Below are 14,899 nucleotides of genomic sequence, written 5' to 3'. Positions count from 1 at the left end.
AACCCGGTCGGGCGCGGACCGGACCACAGCATCGGGGAAAGCAGGAAGCATGAAGAAGCGGAAGACCGCGGCGCTGGCCGCGAGCGCGCTCGCCCTCGCGGTCGGCGCCTCGGTGCCGGCGGCGGCCGCCCCGGCGGCCGCCGCGTCCCGTACGGGGACGTTCTACGGCACCTACCAGCACGCCGACGGGTGCGTGTACCTGCGGTCCAAGGCCGGGTACCACTACCTGCTGGTGGGCTACACGATGGGCGGCAACGGCGGCCTGTACAAGAAGGGCGGCGGCTTCGTCGCGTACCCGGGCTGGCGGATCGCGGCCAAGGGCACCCAGTACAACACGTCCGGCGGCACCACCCTGTGCACGACCTGGGGTGCCTACCGCCGGATCAAGGCGACGTCGATCCACGCCTACTGAGCGCGCGCGGCCCCGCCCGCCTGCCGGTACACGGCGACGGCGACCACCAGGTCCTCCCAGCCCATCCCGGACGTCTTGACGACGACCGGCCGGCCTGCGGGCAGCGCGGCCTTCGAGGTGAGCAGATCGGCCATGGTCAGCAGCGTCCGGGGGTCGAGCCTGCCCTCCGCCGCCGCCAGGACGACGTCCCCGGCCTCGCGCAGCGCGGTCTCCCGGCTCTCGACGACGACGGTGGCGCGTTCCATGAGCACGCCGTCGAGTTCGCGCACCGCCGGCTCGTGGGAGCCGACGGCCAGGACGAGCGCCGTGTCGCGGACGAGGCGCCCGTCGACGACCGGCTCGCGGGCCGAGGTCGCGGTGACGATGACGTCCGCGTCCCGGACGCGCTCGGCGACGGCCGGGTCGTCCGCGGCCAGCCGGCGGTCCGTCCAGGCCGCGCTCGCGCCGCCGCGGCGGGTGACCGCCGTGACGTCGGCGACCGGTGCGTGGGCTCGCATGGTACGGACGTGCCACTCGGCCTGCGGGCCCGCGCCGAAGACCACGACGCGCAAGCCCTCCGCCGCGCTCTCGGCCAGCTCGTGCAGCCGGTCCAGGCCGGCGCCGACCGAGACCGCTGGCGTGCGCAGCGTCGTCAGCGCGACGCCGTCGAGGATCGCGGTGGGCATCAGCGTCTCGCTGTCGTGCAGGAGGTAGGTCGCGTTGATGCGGTCCAGGCCGCGCGCGGCATTGCCCGGGGCGACGGTCGCGACCTTCACCCCGAACCAGCCGCCGGCCTCGGACGGCATGAGCAGGCCCTGGCCGTTGGCCAGCGGGATGATGGCGCGCGGCATGTCGGCGTCCGGATCGAGTCCGGTGGCCAGCGCGTCACGGACGGCCCGGACCGCGCCGGCCGGGCCGAGCGAGAAGACCGCTGCGGCGTCGATGACCGCGGTCACCGGAGCACGAACCCGGGCAGGAGCGAGTCGCGGGGGTCGACGGTGAAGCGGCACGTGCCGACTTCGTGCGCCGTTCCCGTGACCTCCGTGACGACCGCCGGGATCCCGTGGGCCGTGGTCTGCTCCGCGATCCGGGCGTGGAACACGGAGCCCACCACGGACTCGTGCCGCAACTCGTCGCCCGGGCCCAGCTCTCCGGTACCGGCCAGCACCGCGACCCTGGCCGACGTGCCGGAACCGCAGGGGGAGCGGTCGACCTGGCCGTCCGCGAACACGGTGAGGTTGCGCTGCCGCACCAGCCGGCTGCCGTCGGCCCGCACCTGGGTGGGCCCGGTCTCCTCGGTGAAGATCGTCCCGTAGATCCCCGAGAGCCGGGGGTCCAGGGGGTGTTCGGCGGCGCGGGCGGCGTTGAGCGCATCGCGGATCTCCCGCCCGACGGCGGTGAGCCCGGTGACGTCGCCCGGCCGGACGCTCAGTCCGAAGGACCCGGCCGGCACCACCGCGTACATCGCGCCGCCGAAGGCGATGTCGACGGTGACGTTCCCGCGGGAGGTCGCCACCTCGACGCCGCGCGCGTGGACGTAGCTGGGCACGTTCGTGAACGTGGCGTCCTGGACCAGGCCGCCACTGGTGCGGACGCTCGCCGTCACGCGCCCGGAGGGGACGTCGATCACGACGTCCGTCACGCCGTCGGCGGGTGCCGGGACCAGGCCCGAGGCGACGGCCCAGGCCCCCAGGGCGATCGTGCCGTGCCCGCAGGCGGTGGAGAACCCGTCGTTGTGCCAGAAGAGGACGCCCAGGTGGGCCCCGGCGTCGTCGGGCGGAACCAGGAACCCGCCGTACATCCCGGCGTGGCCGCGCGGCTCACCGCACAGCAGCGCCCGCACCCACTGCGCTTCCTCGCTCCCGATCGCGGCGACCCGGCGCTCGGCGACGGTCAGCCCGTCACCCGTCACGGCTGCCGGGCTGTCCGCGACGATCCGGAACGGTTCGCCGCCGGTGTGCCAGTCGATCGTCTCGATCGGCTGCGTCCTCGTCATCCCCACACACTCCCAGGTAGGCATCGACCCCGCGCAGCCCCGGCTCGGCGGGCACGCCTGACGGCGGGCGGTGTTCTGGGTGGTCCGGCGACAGTGCTGGGTACCGGAGCATTGTCGGCGACTTCCCCCCAGTGCAATGTTACATAGCGCTGCCTGCCCCGGGTGGCTCCCCTCCGCTCCCCCCACGGGAGATGCGATGCATCGTCGATCACTCCTGCCCGGATTCCTGGCCGCCGGGCTGGCGGCCGGAGGGCTGGTCGCCGGCCTGATGACCACTCAGGCCGCGGCGGCGACGGCCACCGACCGGCACGCGGACGGTGGTCACCAGGCGATTCCGGCGGCCACCGGCAAGTGGTCGCTCCCGGTGGCCGGCAGCACCCGTGAACTGACCGGCTTCACCCCCCTGACCAGGATCTGGTCGATCCGCACCACCGGGAACCCGGCCGGCCAGGTGAAGCCGAAGCCGCTTCCGGCCACGTCCTGGGCCGACCGCAGTTGCGACGTGACGCCGGCGAACGCGCGGTCGTCCATCGCGCCGTTCAGGTCGCCGAGCAGCACCACCCGCGGGCTCGGATCGGCGGCGACGGCCTCGGCCAGCGCCCGCGCACCCCTGTCCCGGTCGGCCGTACCGAAGCCCCCCCGGGGAGTCACGCGCACGGATCCCAGGTGGGCCACGTACACCGTCAGCGGCCCCCGGTCCGTGGCCACCGTGGTGCGCAGGGCCCGGTTCACGGCCATCCTGGCCTCGACCGACTTGGTCGCCGCCAGCGGCCCGTAGTCCGTCCGGATGTCGACCGGCCGGGTGCCCGACAGGGGCAGCCTGCTCCACAGCCCCACCGTGCCCAGCACCACGTGGTACCGGTACGCCTTCGCCAGCCCCTTCTCGTACGTGCCCCGCGCCTGCTCGGTCAGCTCGACCAGGGCCAGCACGTCCGCCCCTGACGCGGCCAGTTCGCGGGCGGTGCCGGCCGGATCGTGGTTGCCGGCGTCGACGTTGTGCTCGGCCAGCGTGAGGTCGCCGCCCGACTGGGACTTGTCGACCAGGAGCCCGCCGAAGAGGCCGAGCCACACCACGAGCGGCAGCAGGACCGCGACCAGCGCGGAGGCCGAGCGCCGCCACAGCGCCGCGGCCAGCAGTACCGGGACGAACAGGCCGAACCACGGCAGGAAGGTCTCCACCAGGCTGCCCGGATTCCCGAACCCGTTCGGGATCCGGGCGTGCAGCGCCATGAGCAGGCCCAGCAGCACCGCCAGCGCCGCGAGCACCCGGCCGCGCTTCCACGGCCCCGGCCGGGAACCGATGCGGCCGGCCCAGCGGATGCCCGCCTGCCGGATCCGGGCGCCGGCGGTCCGGTGGCCGTCACCGGCCTGTTCGGTCTCCCCGGTCTCCCCGGCGTCCACCCGTGCCACCGGCCGCCGGGAAGGGGGATCCGGTGCGTCCTGAGGCGGGTCGTCGGTGCTGACGGCGGGGAGGTGCTTCATGCTGCCAGCCAACGCCCTCCGGTGTTGCCGGCACGTATGCGGTTTTCGATACGCGGACGATATGCCCCGGGCGCCGCGGCTCAGCGCGCGAGGCGGTAGAGGTGCTCGGGGCGGCCGTTGGTGCCGTAGCGGAGTTCCAGGCGGACCGTGCCCTCCTTGACGAGGTAGGACAGATACCGCTGGGCCGTCGCCCGGGAGACGCCGGTCGCCTCGGCGGCCTCGGCGGCCGAGAGGGAACCGCGGCTGTCGCGCAGGGCCTGGTGGATCGCCCCGAGGGTGGGTGCGGAGTGTCCCTTGGCGGGGATGCGCAGGGCGGCGGGGGGACGGGCGGCGCTGAACAGGGCGTCCACGTCGGCCTGGTCGGTGGTCGCCGTCCGGCTGAGCGCGTCGACGCGGTCGCTGAGCCGGCGGTAGGCGAGCAGGCGTTCGGCGAGATCCGGGGCGCCGAACGGCTTCACCAGGTAGCCCACCGCCCCGAGCTTCATGGCGGCCCGCACGGAGGAGATGTCGTGGTCGGCGGTGATCACGAGCGCGTCGGGGCGGGTGTCGCCCTGGTCCTGGCTGAGCCGCCGCAGGATGTCGAGCCCGCTGCCGTCCGGCAGGAAGATGTCGAGCAGCAGCAGGTCCGGCTCCTGGGCACGGACGGCGACCAGGGCCTCGGCCACGCTCACGGCTCTGCCGACCACGTCGAAGCCCGGGACGCGGCGCACGTAGTCGCTGTGGATCTGGCCGACCCGGAAGTCGTCGTCCACCACGAGGGTCCGGATCATCCCAGGTCACTTCCCATCGGCAACGCCTTCGTGAACAGTGCGCCCTGCGGTACCGGCGCCGTGGCGGGGTGCGGCAGCACGACTGTGAAGACCGCCCCCGGGCCCTCGCTGACCGTGATGGTGCCGCCGTGCCGCTGCACCAGGCGGTGCACCAGCGCCAGCCCCAGGCCGCGGCGTGCGGTGCCCCGCCCGGGGCGGGTGGACCAGCCGTCCTCGAAGATCGACTGGGCGGTGCCCGGGGCGATGCCCCGGCCGTTGTCGGCAACGCGCAGGACGACGACGTCCTCGGCCTCCGTCACCGTCAGCAGGATCCGCCGCCCTTCCTCGGCGGCCGGCGCCTCCGCCGTCGCGTCGACCGCGTTGTCGAGCAGGTTGCCGGCGATGGTCAGCAGCCGCCGCAGGTGCGGCGGGTCGTCGCCGAGCGCGGAGTCGTCGGTGAGGACGATCCGCACCCCGCGTTCGGCGGCGACGGTGGTCTTGGCCACGATGAGCCCGACCATCAGCGGGTTGCCGATGTGCCGGCGCACGGCCTCGGTGAGGGCCTGCCCGGAGCGTGCCGTCTCGATGGCGTAGTCGTACGCGGACTCGTGGTCGCCGATGTCCAGCAGCCCGGCCAGCGTGTGCATCCGGTTGGTGAACTCGTGCTGCTGGGCCCGCAGGGCGTCGGTGAGCCCGCGTACGGAGTCCAGTTCGCGCAGCAGGCCGATCATCTCGGTGCGGTCGCGGACGGTGACGACGGCGCCCAGCGCGCGGCCCTGCAGGGTGACCGGCATGCGGTTGACGACGAGGCAGTGGTCGTCGGTCAGGACGCTGACGTCGGTGCCGGTCAGCGTGCCGTCCAGGGCGCGGCGCAGCCGGCCATCGGGCAGCACCTCGTCCAGCCGGTGGCCGAGCGCCGTGCCGATGCCGAGCAGCCGCCGGGCCTCGTCGTTGACGACGGTGATCGTCTTGTCGGGGGCGAAGGCGACCACGCCTTCCCGGATGCCGTGCAGCATCGCCTCCCGGTCCTGCAGCAGGCAGGCGATCTCCTCCAGTTCCAGGCCGAACGTGGTCCGCTTCAGCCGCCGGGCCAGCAGTGAGGCGGCGACCGCGCCGATCGCGGTGGCGAGCGCGGCGTAGAGCCCGAAGGTGGGCAGTTCGAACCACAGCTCGCCGAGCACGGCGCGTTCCGCGATGCCGACGGACACCTCGCCGACCAGGGCGCCCGACGTGCCGTACAGCGGGGCCTTGGCATTGGCGGACCGGCCCAACGCGCCCTGGTCGATGCCGACATGCGTGCGGCCGTCCCGCACCACGATCGGCTCGGCGACCCGCTTCCCGATGAGGGACGGCATGGGGTGCGAGTGCCGTACCCGCTCCAGGTCGATCACCACCACGTACGACGCCTGGGCCGCCTTGCCGATGCGCTGGGCGACGGACTGCACCGTGTGGCCGCGGTCCCCGTGCTCGGTGGCGTGCCGGATCTGCGGATCCGCCGCCGCGACCTTGGCGATCTCCAGGGCCCGCTGCTCGTAGGAGCGGTCGAGTTCGGCCCGCTGCGCGAACGCGAACAGGACGAAGCCGATCAGGCCGGTGAGCGCGAGGATGGCGAGCTCGTTGGCGAGGATCCGGGTGGAAAGCCGCCGCCTTCCGCCGCGTCCCGCCCGGAAACGGATGGCTGTCACGGCTACCTCTTGGTTCCGGTGGTGCGTCGTGCCGGGTCGGCCCGTGCAGGATGCGCGGGTGGCGCGATTGTGCCCCACGGCCGGGACGCTGCCCACCCCGTGTTCGCCGAGCAAAACGAGCAGAAGTCCGCGTTACGCGGGCATCGCGGGATAGCTCGGAAACAGCGACGCAACAAAGGCCCCGCCCCTAGCGTCTGCCTTCCTCGGCCGGCGAGGGACCCCGGCGCATCGTCCGAAGGGCACCCCGAGGAACGGCCGGTGAACCCCGAAAGCAGGAAGGAAGCGGTCCATCCATGGCTTCGCGAAACGATGTCGCGACGAGCCCGGGCACCGGTGCGGCGGCCCCGTCGAACGCACGCATCGAGATATCCGGTCTCACGAAGCGGTTCCTGACCCCCGCCGGTGAGGTGTTCACGGCGCTGCAAGGTGTCTCGTTCACCGTGGAACCCGGCCAGTTCTGCGCCGTGGTGGGGCCCACCGGCTGCGGCAAGTCGACGACGCTGAGCATGGTCTCCGGGCTCGACCGGCCCAGCGAGGGCTCGGTCCGGGTCGGCGGCCGCGAGGTGAACGGCATCACCGACGGCGTCAGCTTCATGTTCCAGACCGACGCGCTCCTGCCCTGGAAGACGGTCCTCGGCAACGTGCTGATGGGCCCGGTCTTCCGCAAGGTGCCCAAGCAGCAGGCGCAGACCTCCGCGCGTGACTGGCTGCGCAGGGTCGGCCTCGCCGGCTTCGAGGACCGCTACCCCCACCAGCTGTCCGGCGGGATGCGCAAGCGCGTGGCGATGGCGGCGGCCCTGATCAACGAGCCCAGGATCCTGATCATGGACGAGCCGTTCGGCGCCCTCGACGTGCAGACCAAGGCCATCATGTCGACCGAGTTGCTGAGCCTGTGGGAGCAGATCCGCCCGTCCGTGGTGTTCATCACCCACGACCTGGACGAGGCGGTGGCACTCGCCGACCGGGTGGTCGTGATGACGTCCGGCCCCGGCTCGGTCAAGGCGGTCTTCGACATCGACCTGCCCCGCCCGCGCGGGTCGGTCCAGGAGATCCGCTTCCAGCCCCGCTTCATCGAACTGCAGCAGCAGATCTGGGAGACGCTGCGCGAAGAGGTCGAGCGCGCGTACGCACTCACCGCTGGAGGCACGGCATGAGCACGACGTCCACCCCTTCGACCCCTCCCACGCCCTCCTCGTCTTCCTCGCCTTCCACCGGGTCGGCCCCTTCCGCCGCCAAGGGCCCGGCCGCGCACCTCGCACGCCGCGCCGCCCGGCGCCGTGCCGCCCGGGTGTGGGCGGGGCGGGTCGGCCTCGCGGTCCTTGTGATCGGCGGCTGGCAGGCGTTCACGACCTGGGGCATCGTCGACCCGTTCTTCTACGGCCAGCCCTCGGGGATCTGGAAGCGGCTGCTCGAACTCTTCCAGCACGGAACCCAGTTCGGCTCCTTCTACCAGAACATCTGGACCACCATCCAGGAGGCGCTCGTCGGCTTCGCCGTGGGCTCGGTCAGCGGGATCGTCTTCGGCGTCGCACTCGGCCAGAGCCGCTACCTCTCCGACGTGCTCGGCCCCTACATCAAGATGGTCAACGCGATCCCGCGGATCGTCCTCGGCTCGATCTTCATCGTCGCCTTCGGCATCGGTGTGACCCCGAAGATCCTGCTCGCCGCGGTGCTGGTGTTCTTCATCGTCTTCTTCAACGCCTTCCAGGGCGTCCGCGAGGTCGACCGCAACGTCCTCGCCAACGTCCGGGTGCTCGGCGCCTCCCGGATGCAGATCACCCGGCACGTCATCGTGCCCTCCGCGCTGACCTGGATCATCGCCAGCCTGCACAGCGCCTTCGGCTTCGCCATCGTCGGCGCGCTCGTCGGTGAGGTGCTCGGCGCGCAGAGCGGACTGGGCCTGGTCATCAAGACCGCGCAGAACAACTTCGACCCCAACGGCGTGTTCGCCACGATGCTCGTCATCGCGGTGATCGTGCTCGGCGCGGAATGGCTGATCGGCAAGCTCGAACGCCGGCTGCTCTCCTGGCGCCCACCGGCCCCCTCCGAGGCGAACACGCTCTGACCGGCGCCTCGCCTCGCCCCCGCTTCCCCCATCGATTTCCGTCCCCCCGGAATGCGGTTCCCGCATGCCCGCATGCGCCGCATCCCCCGTCAGGGCACCCGCGCTCCCGAAAGGTGAACACCCCGTCATGACCACGAGAACCCTCACCGCCTCGCTCGTCACCGTTCTCGCCCTCGCCGCGGCCTCGGCGTGTTCCGGTAGTTCCGGCTCCGGTGGCACACCGACCGTCACGCTCATGGTCGGCGGCATCGACAAGCAGATCTACCTGCCCTACCAGCTCGCCGAGAGCCTCGGCTTCTACACGAAGTACGGTGTCAAGGTCCGTCTGAGCACCGAGCAGGACGGCGGTGTCGGCGCCGAGGAGGCCATGGCCTCGGGCCAGGTGGACATGGCGGGCGCCTGGTACAACCACACGATCGAGTTCCAGGCCAAGGGCAAGGCGGTCGAGGACATCGTCCAGCTGTCCGGCGCGCCGGGCGAGCGGGAGATGTGCACCGCGAAGAGCGGCGTGAAGTCGGGCGCCGACTTCAAGGGCAAGACGCTCGGCGTCACCGACCTCGGCTCCGGCACCGACACCCTCACCCAGTTCATCGCGGCGCAGAAGGGCGTGAAGGCGGGGGAGTTCCACCGGCTCGCGGTCGGTGCCGGCTCCACGGCCGTCGCCGCGCTGCAGAACGGCAAGGCCGACTGCGTCATGACGACACAGCCGACCGTCGCCGCGATCCAGAAGAAGGGCGTCGGCACCTCCGCGGTCGACCTCGCCACCATCGACGGTGCCAAGGCCGCGCTGGGCGGGGCGTTCCCGGCCGCGAGTGTCCTCGCGCGCACCGACTGGGTGACGTCGCACAAGGACGCGGCGCAGCGGGTCGTCGACGCGCTCGTCGCCACCATGCACTGGATCAACACGCACAGCGCGGCCGACATCGCCGACAAGCTGCCGCAGTCGTTCGTGCAGAACCAACTGGTCACCAAGGCCGACTACATCAAGGCGCTGGACGAGGACAAGGGACAGTTCCTGCCGGACGGGATCATGCCCGCGGGCGGCCCGAAGACCGCGCTGGCCACCGAGAAGATGGTCGGGACCGTGACGTCGCCGGTGGACCTCGGCACGACGTTCACCAACGAGTTCGCGATCAACGCGAACAAGAAGGAGGGCTTCACCACCACCACGAACCCCGCCGGCGCCGACGGCTGAGCACCGATCGTCCAAGGGGCCGTCCGGGCACGCGCAGCCCGGGCGGCCCCAAGCGCTGAGGGGAGATCGCGCCCGGAGCGCCGCACCGGCGCCCGGCGTCGCTGAGGCACCGTCACCCCGTCCTGAGGGGTGTCCCGCCCTGCCGGGTCCGGCGTCCGGTTCACGAGAGTCGCGAATTCCCGGCCCTCGTGAACCGGACGCCGGTGTGCCGCAATAGAGGGAGTGATGGACGACGACGAGCTGATCGCCCGCCTGGCCGGTGGCGACGAGAGTGCGCTCCGCGAGCTGTTCCGCCGGCATGCGCCCTGGCTGGCGGCGCGGCTGCGCACGGCGCTGCCGGCCCGGGACGTCGAGGACGTGCTGCAGGAGACGTTCCTCGCGGTCTGGCGCAGCGCGGGGGACTACCGTCCGCAGGGATCGGCGGGCGGCTGGCTCTGGGTGATCGCCCGCCGGCAGGCGGCCGGGTGGCTGCGCCGCCACGGACGCGACGCGAGCCCGGTCGACACCGCCGCTCTCGACGACACCGCTTTCGACGGGGCCCTGGCGGCGGCGGGACGGGCGGCTGCCAGGGACCCGGTGGAGGCCGTGATGGCGCGGACCGACCTGGCCGCCGCGCTGGCGGTGCTCGGTCCGGAGGGCAGCCCCGAACGGGAGGTCTGGCGGCTGCTGTACGTGGAGGACCAGCCGGTCGCGCAGGTGGCACGGCAGATGGGGGTTCCCCAGGGAACGGTCAAGAGCCGGGCCCACCGGGTGCGGCGGCTGATGAGGACGGCGCTGGCCGGGCGTGCGGCGCAGGAGGAGGGACTGTGAGGGAGGCACCGCGTGACCCGCGGCGTACGGGTCGGGCCGGCTCGGCCCCCGACGCCCCTGCCGGCGTGGCCCAGAACCGGGCAGATATGACCCCCGACGACGACGGCGCGGGCGGTGTCGACCTCGACCGGGTGTGGCTGGGCGTGGCCGCCGCGGTGTGGCGGCGCGAGCCCGGCCGGATCGAGCGGCTGGCCGCGCGGCTGCTGCGTTCGCCGGGACTGGCCCGGGCGCTGCTGACCACCCCGTCCCTGCTGCTGCCGTGGCTGATCGCCACAGTCGTGGTGTTCGCAGCCGGCGCCGTGGCAGCCGCCGGTACCGGGCAGCCGGTGGTGGCGCTGGCCGCGCCGGGGCTGGCCGGGGCCGCGGTCGCGTACTCGTACGGGCCTGGGCTCGACTCCGCCTGGGAGCTGTCGCGCACCATGGCGGTCAGCGACCGGATGGTGCTGCTGGCCCGGGTCCTCGCGGTCTTCGCGGTCAACGCCCTGCTGGCCTCCCTCGCCTCGGTGGTGTCGCCCACCGCGGCGGGCATCGCGTTCGGCTGGCTGGTGCCGATGGCCGCAGTGTCGGCGCTCGCCCTGGCGGTGGCCACGGTCGCCGGGTCGGCGAACACCGGCGTCGGCGCGGCCCTCGCCGTCTGGGCCCTCACCGTGATCGGGAGCCAGTCCGCCACCGGGCGGCTCGCCGCCGCCGTCACCGGATCCGCGCTCGTCCTTCCCTACCTTGCGGTCGCCGCCTGCTGCGTCGCCGTCGTACTGCACTCCACCAGGACCACGAAGGGAACCCGGTGAACATCGAGATCGCTGAGCTGACCAGGCGGTTCGGCCGCACCCGGGCGGTGGACGGCGTCAACCTCCTCGCGGACACGGGCGTGTTGGGGCTGCTCGGCCCCAACGGCGCGGGCAAGACCTCGTTGCTGCGGATGCTGGCCACGGTCATCCCGCCGAACTCCGGCACCCTGCGCCTGCTGGAGCGCGACCCCTCCGAGCACGGACCGCGCCGCGAGATCCGGCGCAGGCTGGGCTACCTGCCGCAGAACCTCGGCTACTACCCGGGGTTCACGGTGGTCGAGTTCGTCGAGTACTTCGCGCTCCTGAAGGAGATGCCGCCGCGCCGGGTGGCCGCGGCGGTCGCCACCGCGGTGGAGCGGGTCGGCCTGGGCGACAAGGCCAAGGCGAAGCTGCGCACCCTGTCCGGCGGGATGCTGCGCCGGGCCGGGATCGCGCAGGCGATCGTCAACGAGCCGGAACTGCTGCTCTTCGACGAGCCGACCGCCGGGCTCGACCCGGAGCAGCGCGTGGAGTTCCGGTCCCTGCTCCGGGAGTTGGGGCAATGCTCGACCGTCGTCGTCAGCACCCACCTGGTCGAGGACGTGGGCGCCGCGTGCGCCGGGGTCGCCCTGATGCACCAGGGCAGGATCGCCTTCCAGGGCACCCCCGACGAGCTGGTCGCCCGCGGCGCGGGCCACGGCACCGGCGACGCACCCCTGGAGCGCGGCTACAGCGCCGTCCTCGCGGCGGCGCGGGCATGAGCGCCGTCACCGTTCCCGCGCAGGGCGGCCGCCGGCGGCCGCGCCCCGGGATCCCGGACGTGTGCCGGCTCGCCGCGGGCCGCCTGCTGCTCCTGGAACTGCGGCGCAGCACCATGATGTGGATGGTGCCGCTGGCCCTGCTGGCGTTCTGGCTGGACACCTACCGCAGCAGCATGGCCCTTTCCCCACTGTGGAGTTCGCGCACGCTGATCCTGCGCCAGGGGGCTGCCGTGGACGACTTCGCGCCCTTCGCCGTGGGCGCGGCGGCCTGGGTCGGCGGCCGCGACCGCCGGCGCGGTATCCGGGAGCAGGTGGACATCACGCCGCTGCCGCGCTGGGCCGGCCGGCTGGCCGCCTGGGGGGCGACCGCCGGCTGGGCGCTGGGTGCGTATCTGGCCTGTGTGGGCGTGCTCTACGGGGCGATCGCCTGGGAGGGGGCCGCGGGCAGCCCGCTGTGGTGGCCGGTGGTGGTCGGCGCGGTCGCGCTGGTCGCCTGCAGTTCTCTGGGGTTCGCCGCAGGGGTGCTGATCCCCAGCCGGTTCACCGCACCCCTGGCGGCCATCGTCACCGCACTCGTCCTGCGGCAGACCCTGCGCAGCGGCGGGCAGTACGTCCTGCTGTCGCCAGTGACCTCGCCCGCCTACTCGCTGGCGCCGCCCAAGTCCGACGCGGGCGTCTTCTTCCCCTACCTGCCCGACCTCTCCTACGTGCAGCTGCTGTTCCTCGGCGGCCTGGCGGTGACGGGGCTCGGGGTGCTCGGCGTGCAGGCGGTCTGCGGCCGGGCCGGCCTGCGCCGCCTGGCGGCCGCGGTCACCGCGGCGGGCCTCGCCTCGTGCGGGACCTCGGTCGCCCTGGTCGGGACCGCCCGGGTGGAGGCCAACGGCGTGGTCGTGCCCGCCCTGCACGACGCGGCCGACGACCGGCCCCTCGCCTACACGCCGGTGTGCGGCGGATCGGTGATCAAGATCTGCCTCAACCCCGTCTACCGGGCCTATCTGCCGACACTGGCCACGGCCCTGGACCCGCTGCTGCGCGAGGTGGCAGGACTGCCGGGCGCGCCGGTGCGAGCCGTCCAGGTCGCCCTGTCCGAACGGGGATGGCCCCTCGCGGGTGCGACCGTCGGCGGCGAACCACCGGTGGTCCGCCTGGCCCTGAACATCGGGTACGACGGTGCGATGTGGATCGGGCCGCCCACCCCGGCCGGGAACGTGTCACCCGGACACTGCTGCACCTCCCAGCAGATGTGGACCAGCGTCCCCCGCATCACCGCGGAGGTGCTGCCCCCGGTCGCCGGCGCGGTCGTCGACCACCTCGTCGGCGACACGGGCCAGGCGCAGCAGGCGGTCCGCGAGGGCCTGCTCAAGGCGGTCGGGGTGGCGCCGGACGCCATGGCGGTCCTCGCCCGCATCGAGGGGGTGACGGACGCCCTGCCGCGCCCGGGTACCGCTGCCTATGCCGCCGGCGAGCGTTTCGCCGCGCTGCCCGCGGCGGACCGGCACGCCTGGCTGGCCGCCCACCTGCCCGCGCTGCGGGCCGGCCACGTCACCCTGGAGCAACTGCCATGACCGGCACGGCCCTGACCGCGGACCTGCCCGGCTCGCGGCAGGCACATCTGCGGCTGCTCCGGCTCCATCTGACCAGCCGGGGGACGCCGGGCGCCCTGGCGCTGCTGGCCGGTTGCGCGGCGGTGCTGCGCCTCGTCCTGCAATTGCACGGCCTCCAGAGTGACGGCGCGGCCGGCCGGCAGACGCTGCTGCTGATCGAATGCGCGGCCGCTTCCGCCGTGGCCGTCGCCGCCCGGAACCCCTTCGGCGAGAGCGAGCGGGCCACCGGCCGGCCGCTGCCCCTGCTGCGGCTGAGTGCCGCCCTGCTGCTCAGCGCGGTCGCCGTCGCCGCCCTGGCGCTCGGCGCCACCGGGGCGAGGCTGCCGGGCGGCGGCGCGGGGCTGCCGCGCGATGTGGCGGGCCTGGTCGGCATCGGGCTTCTCACGGCCGCGGCTCTGGGCGGCCCGCTCGCCTGGGCCGGGCCGCTGACGTACACCGTCGTCGCCGAGTTCGCGCTCGTCGAGGGCTGGCAGACCCCGTGGACATGGCCCGCGCGGCCCGCCCACGACACGGGTGCCTGGTGGTGCGCCGGCCTCGTGTTCGCCGCCGGCACCGCGGTCGTCGCCGCTCGCGGTGCCAGGGACACCGCGGGGGAGGCGTAGGCGTTCCACCCGGGGAAGGACGGGGCCGGCCCGCCTCCCGCACCGTGATGGTGCGGAGGCGGGCCGGCCCGCCGTGTTTACTTGCCGATGCGCGGGATGTTGCCGAGCGCCCCGGGCAGCGCGGTGTCGGTCTGCTGGGCCCGCATGAGCGCGACGACCGCGCCGGCGCCCGCGAGGATCAGGCTCAACCAGAAGCTGAACCCGTGGCCGCCGGCCGGCCCGAAGTCCGAGTGGGCGAAGATCGCGATGAGGTAGAGCACGAAACCGGCCCCGAAGGCGACGAAGGTCAGCATCCGGGCCGGCGCGGGCAGGTTGACCGTAGGGGCGAACAGGCTGACCGCCAGTACGCCGGCGCCGAGCACGGTGACGACCATTGCCAGCCAGGCTATGAACAGGCCGTGGTCGAAGTGCCAGGCACTCCAGCTCACGCTACCGATGTTGATGCCGTATCGGTTGCCGAAATCCCAGGAGTAGTAGTCGAAGAACGAGAAGATGAACACGATGAATCCGATACCGAGAATCGCCCAGTCCAGGCGGTTGACCGATGCCGGGTCGAAAGAACCGCCGGACGGACCGCCGGCGTTCGGCGGCGGAGCCGGTGAGTTGGGGGGCGGCGGCACGTCGTGCGTCATGGTGTCCTGTCTCTCTGGTGATGGCGTCCCATGGACTTTGGGGGCTGAGACTAGCGGTACGCCACCCCCGCTGTATGCACGTTCGGTCAGGCCGGCATCGGGTGGTTTCATTCGTTACCCGATCCGTACATACGGCTTTGCCCGTGACGGGAGTTGATTT

At 73.2% G+C, this 14,899-nt stretch carries 15 protein-coding genes; 9 read left to right on the top strand and 6 right to left on the bottom strand.

The features are described from left to right. Positions 1–49: 49 nt before the first annotated feature. Positions 50–412 (top strand): hypothetical protein, encoded by a 363-nt coding sequence (locus tag ACH4TG_RS15015; RefSeq protein WP_398242684.1) that lies wholly within the window; start codon positions 50–52, stop codon positions 410–412. Here the strand turns inward: ACH4TG_RS15015 and ACH4TG_RS15010 are convergent. The 5 genes from ACH4TG_RS15010 to ACH4TG_RS14990 form a co-directional block, all read right to left on the bottom strand. After that, positions 406–1,347, bottom strand: coding sequence for an ornithine cyclodeaminase family protein (locus tag ACH4TG_RS15010; RefSeq protein ID WP_398242683.1), 942 nt, complete (start codon positions 1,345–1,347; stop codon positions 406–408). The two genes, ACH4TG_RS15015 and ACH4TG_RS15010, sit on opposite strands and share 7 nt — an antisense overlap. Next, positions 1,344–2,387: a proline racemase family protein gene (locus ACH4TG_RS15005; protein ID WP_398242682.1), complete on the bottom strand. Its 1,044-nt coding sequence runs from the start codon at positions 2,385–2,387 to the stop codon at positions 1,344–1,346. The genes ACH4TG_RS15010 and ACH4TG_RS15005 overlap by 4 nt, the downstream gene beginning before the upstream one ends. Before the next feature lie 321 nt (positions 2,388–2,708). After that, positions 2,709–3,869: an endonuclease/exonuclease/phosphatase family protein gene (locus ACH4TG_RS15000; protein WP_398242681.1), complete on the bottom strand. Its 1,161-nt coding sequence runs from the start codon at positions 3,867–3,869 to the stop codon at positions 2,709–2,711. A gap of 80 nt (positions 3,870–3,949) precedes the next feature. Further along, on the bottom strand, positions 3,950–4,639 hold the full coding sequence (locus ACH4TG_RS14995; protein ID WP_398242680.1) for a response regulator: 690 nt from the start codon (positions 4,637–4,639) through the stop codon (positions 3,950–3,952). After that, entirely contained in the window at positions 4,636–6,303 is a 1,668-nt protein-coding gene (locus ACH4TG_RS14990; protein ID WP_398242679.1) for an ATP-binding protein, read from the bottom strand. Before ACH4TG_RS14990 ends, ACH4TG_RS14995 begins: the two co-directional genes overlap by 4 nt. A 293-nt stretch (positions 6,304–6,596) precedes the next feature. On the opposite strand from ACH4TG_RS14990, the gene ACH4TG_RS14985 reads away from it, so the two are divergent. From ACH4TG_RS14985 to ACH4TG_RS14950, 8 genes are all read left to right on the top strand, one after another. After that, positions 6,597–7,457, top strand: coding sequence for an ABC transporter ATP-binding protein (locus ACH4TG_RS14985; protein ID WP_398242678.1), 861 nt, complete (start codon positions 6,597–6,599; stop codon positions 7,455–7,457). Further along, positions 7,454–8,368 (top strand): ABC transporter permease, encoded by a 915-nt coding sequence (locus ACH4TG_RS14980; RefSeq protein ID WP_398242677.1) that lies wholly within the window; start codon positions 7,454–7,456, stop codon positions 8,366–8,368. Before ACH4TG_RS14985 ends, ACH4TG_RS14980 begins: the two co-directional genes overlap by 4 nt. 127 nt (positions 8,369–8,495) lie before the next feature. Further along, positions 8,496–9,563: an ABC transporter substrate-binding protein gene (locus ACH4TG_RS14975; RefSeq protein ID WP_398242676.1), complete on the top strand. Its 1,068-nt coding sequence runs from the start codon at positions 8,496–8,498 to the stop codon at positions 9,561–9,563. Positions 9,564–9,788: 225 nt separating this feature from the next. Further along, a complete protein-coding gene (locus ACH4TG_RS14970; protein WP_398242675.1) occupies positions 9,789–10,373 on the top strand; it encodes an RNA polymerase sigma factor in 585 nt (194 codons plus the stop codon). A gap of 86 nt (positions 10,374–10,459) precedes the next feature. After that, a complete protein-coding gene (locus ACH4TG_RS14965) occupies positions 10,460–11,161 on the top strand; it encodes a hypothetical protein (protein ID WP_398242674.1) in 702 nt (233 codons plus the stop codon). Further along, on the top strand, positions 11,158–11,901 hold the full coding sequence (locus ACH4TG_RS14960) for an ATP-binding cassette domain-containing protein (RefSeq protein WP_398242673.1): 744 nt from the start codon (positions 11,158–11,160) through the stop codon (positions 11,899–11,901). Before ACH4TG_RS14965 ends, ACH4TG_RS14960 begins: the two co-directional genes overlap by 4 nt. Next, complete coding sequence (locus ACH4TG_RS14955; RefSeq protein WP_398242672.1) at positions 11,898–13,466, top strand: hypothetical protein; 1,569 nt, start codon at positions 11,898–11,900, stop codon at positions 13,464–13,466. The genes ACH4TG_RS14960 and ACH4TG_RS14955 overlap by 4 nt, the downstream gene beginning before the upstream one ends. Beyond that, the gene (locus tag ACH4TG_RS14950) at positions 13,463–14,107 is read left to right on the top strand and encodes a hypothetical protein (protein ID WP_398242671.1); all 645 of its coding nucleotides are present in this window, start codon (positions 13,463–13,465) and stop codon (positions 14,105–14,107) included. The genes ACH4TG_RS14955 and ACH4TG_RS14950 overlap by 4 nt, the downstream gene beginning before the upstream one ends. Positions 14,108–14,184: 77 nt before the next feature. Here the strand turns inward: ACH4TG_RS14950 and ACH4TG_RS14945 are convergent, their stop codons facing one another. Then, positions 14,185–14,739 (bottom strand): hypothetical protein, encoded by a 555-nt coding sequence (locus ACH4TG_RS14945; RefSeq protein ID WP_398242669.1) that lies wholly within the window; start codon positions 14,737–14,739, stop codon positions 14,185–14,187. Positions 14,740–14,899: the final 160 nt, after the last annotated feature.

It is taken from the genome of Streptomyces sp. NPDC020917 (assembly GCF_044333795.1).
GTDB lineage: Bacteria > Actinomycetota > Actinomycetes > Streptomycetales > Streptomycetaceae > Actinacidiphila.
This window is presented reverse-complemented; position numbering and strand designations above follow the sequence as displayed.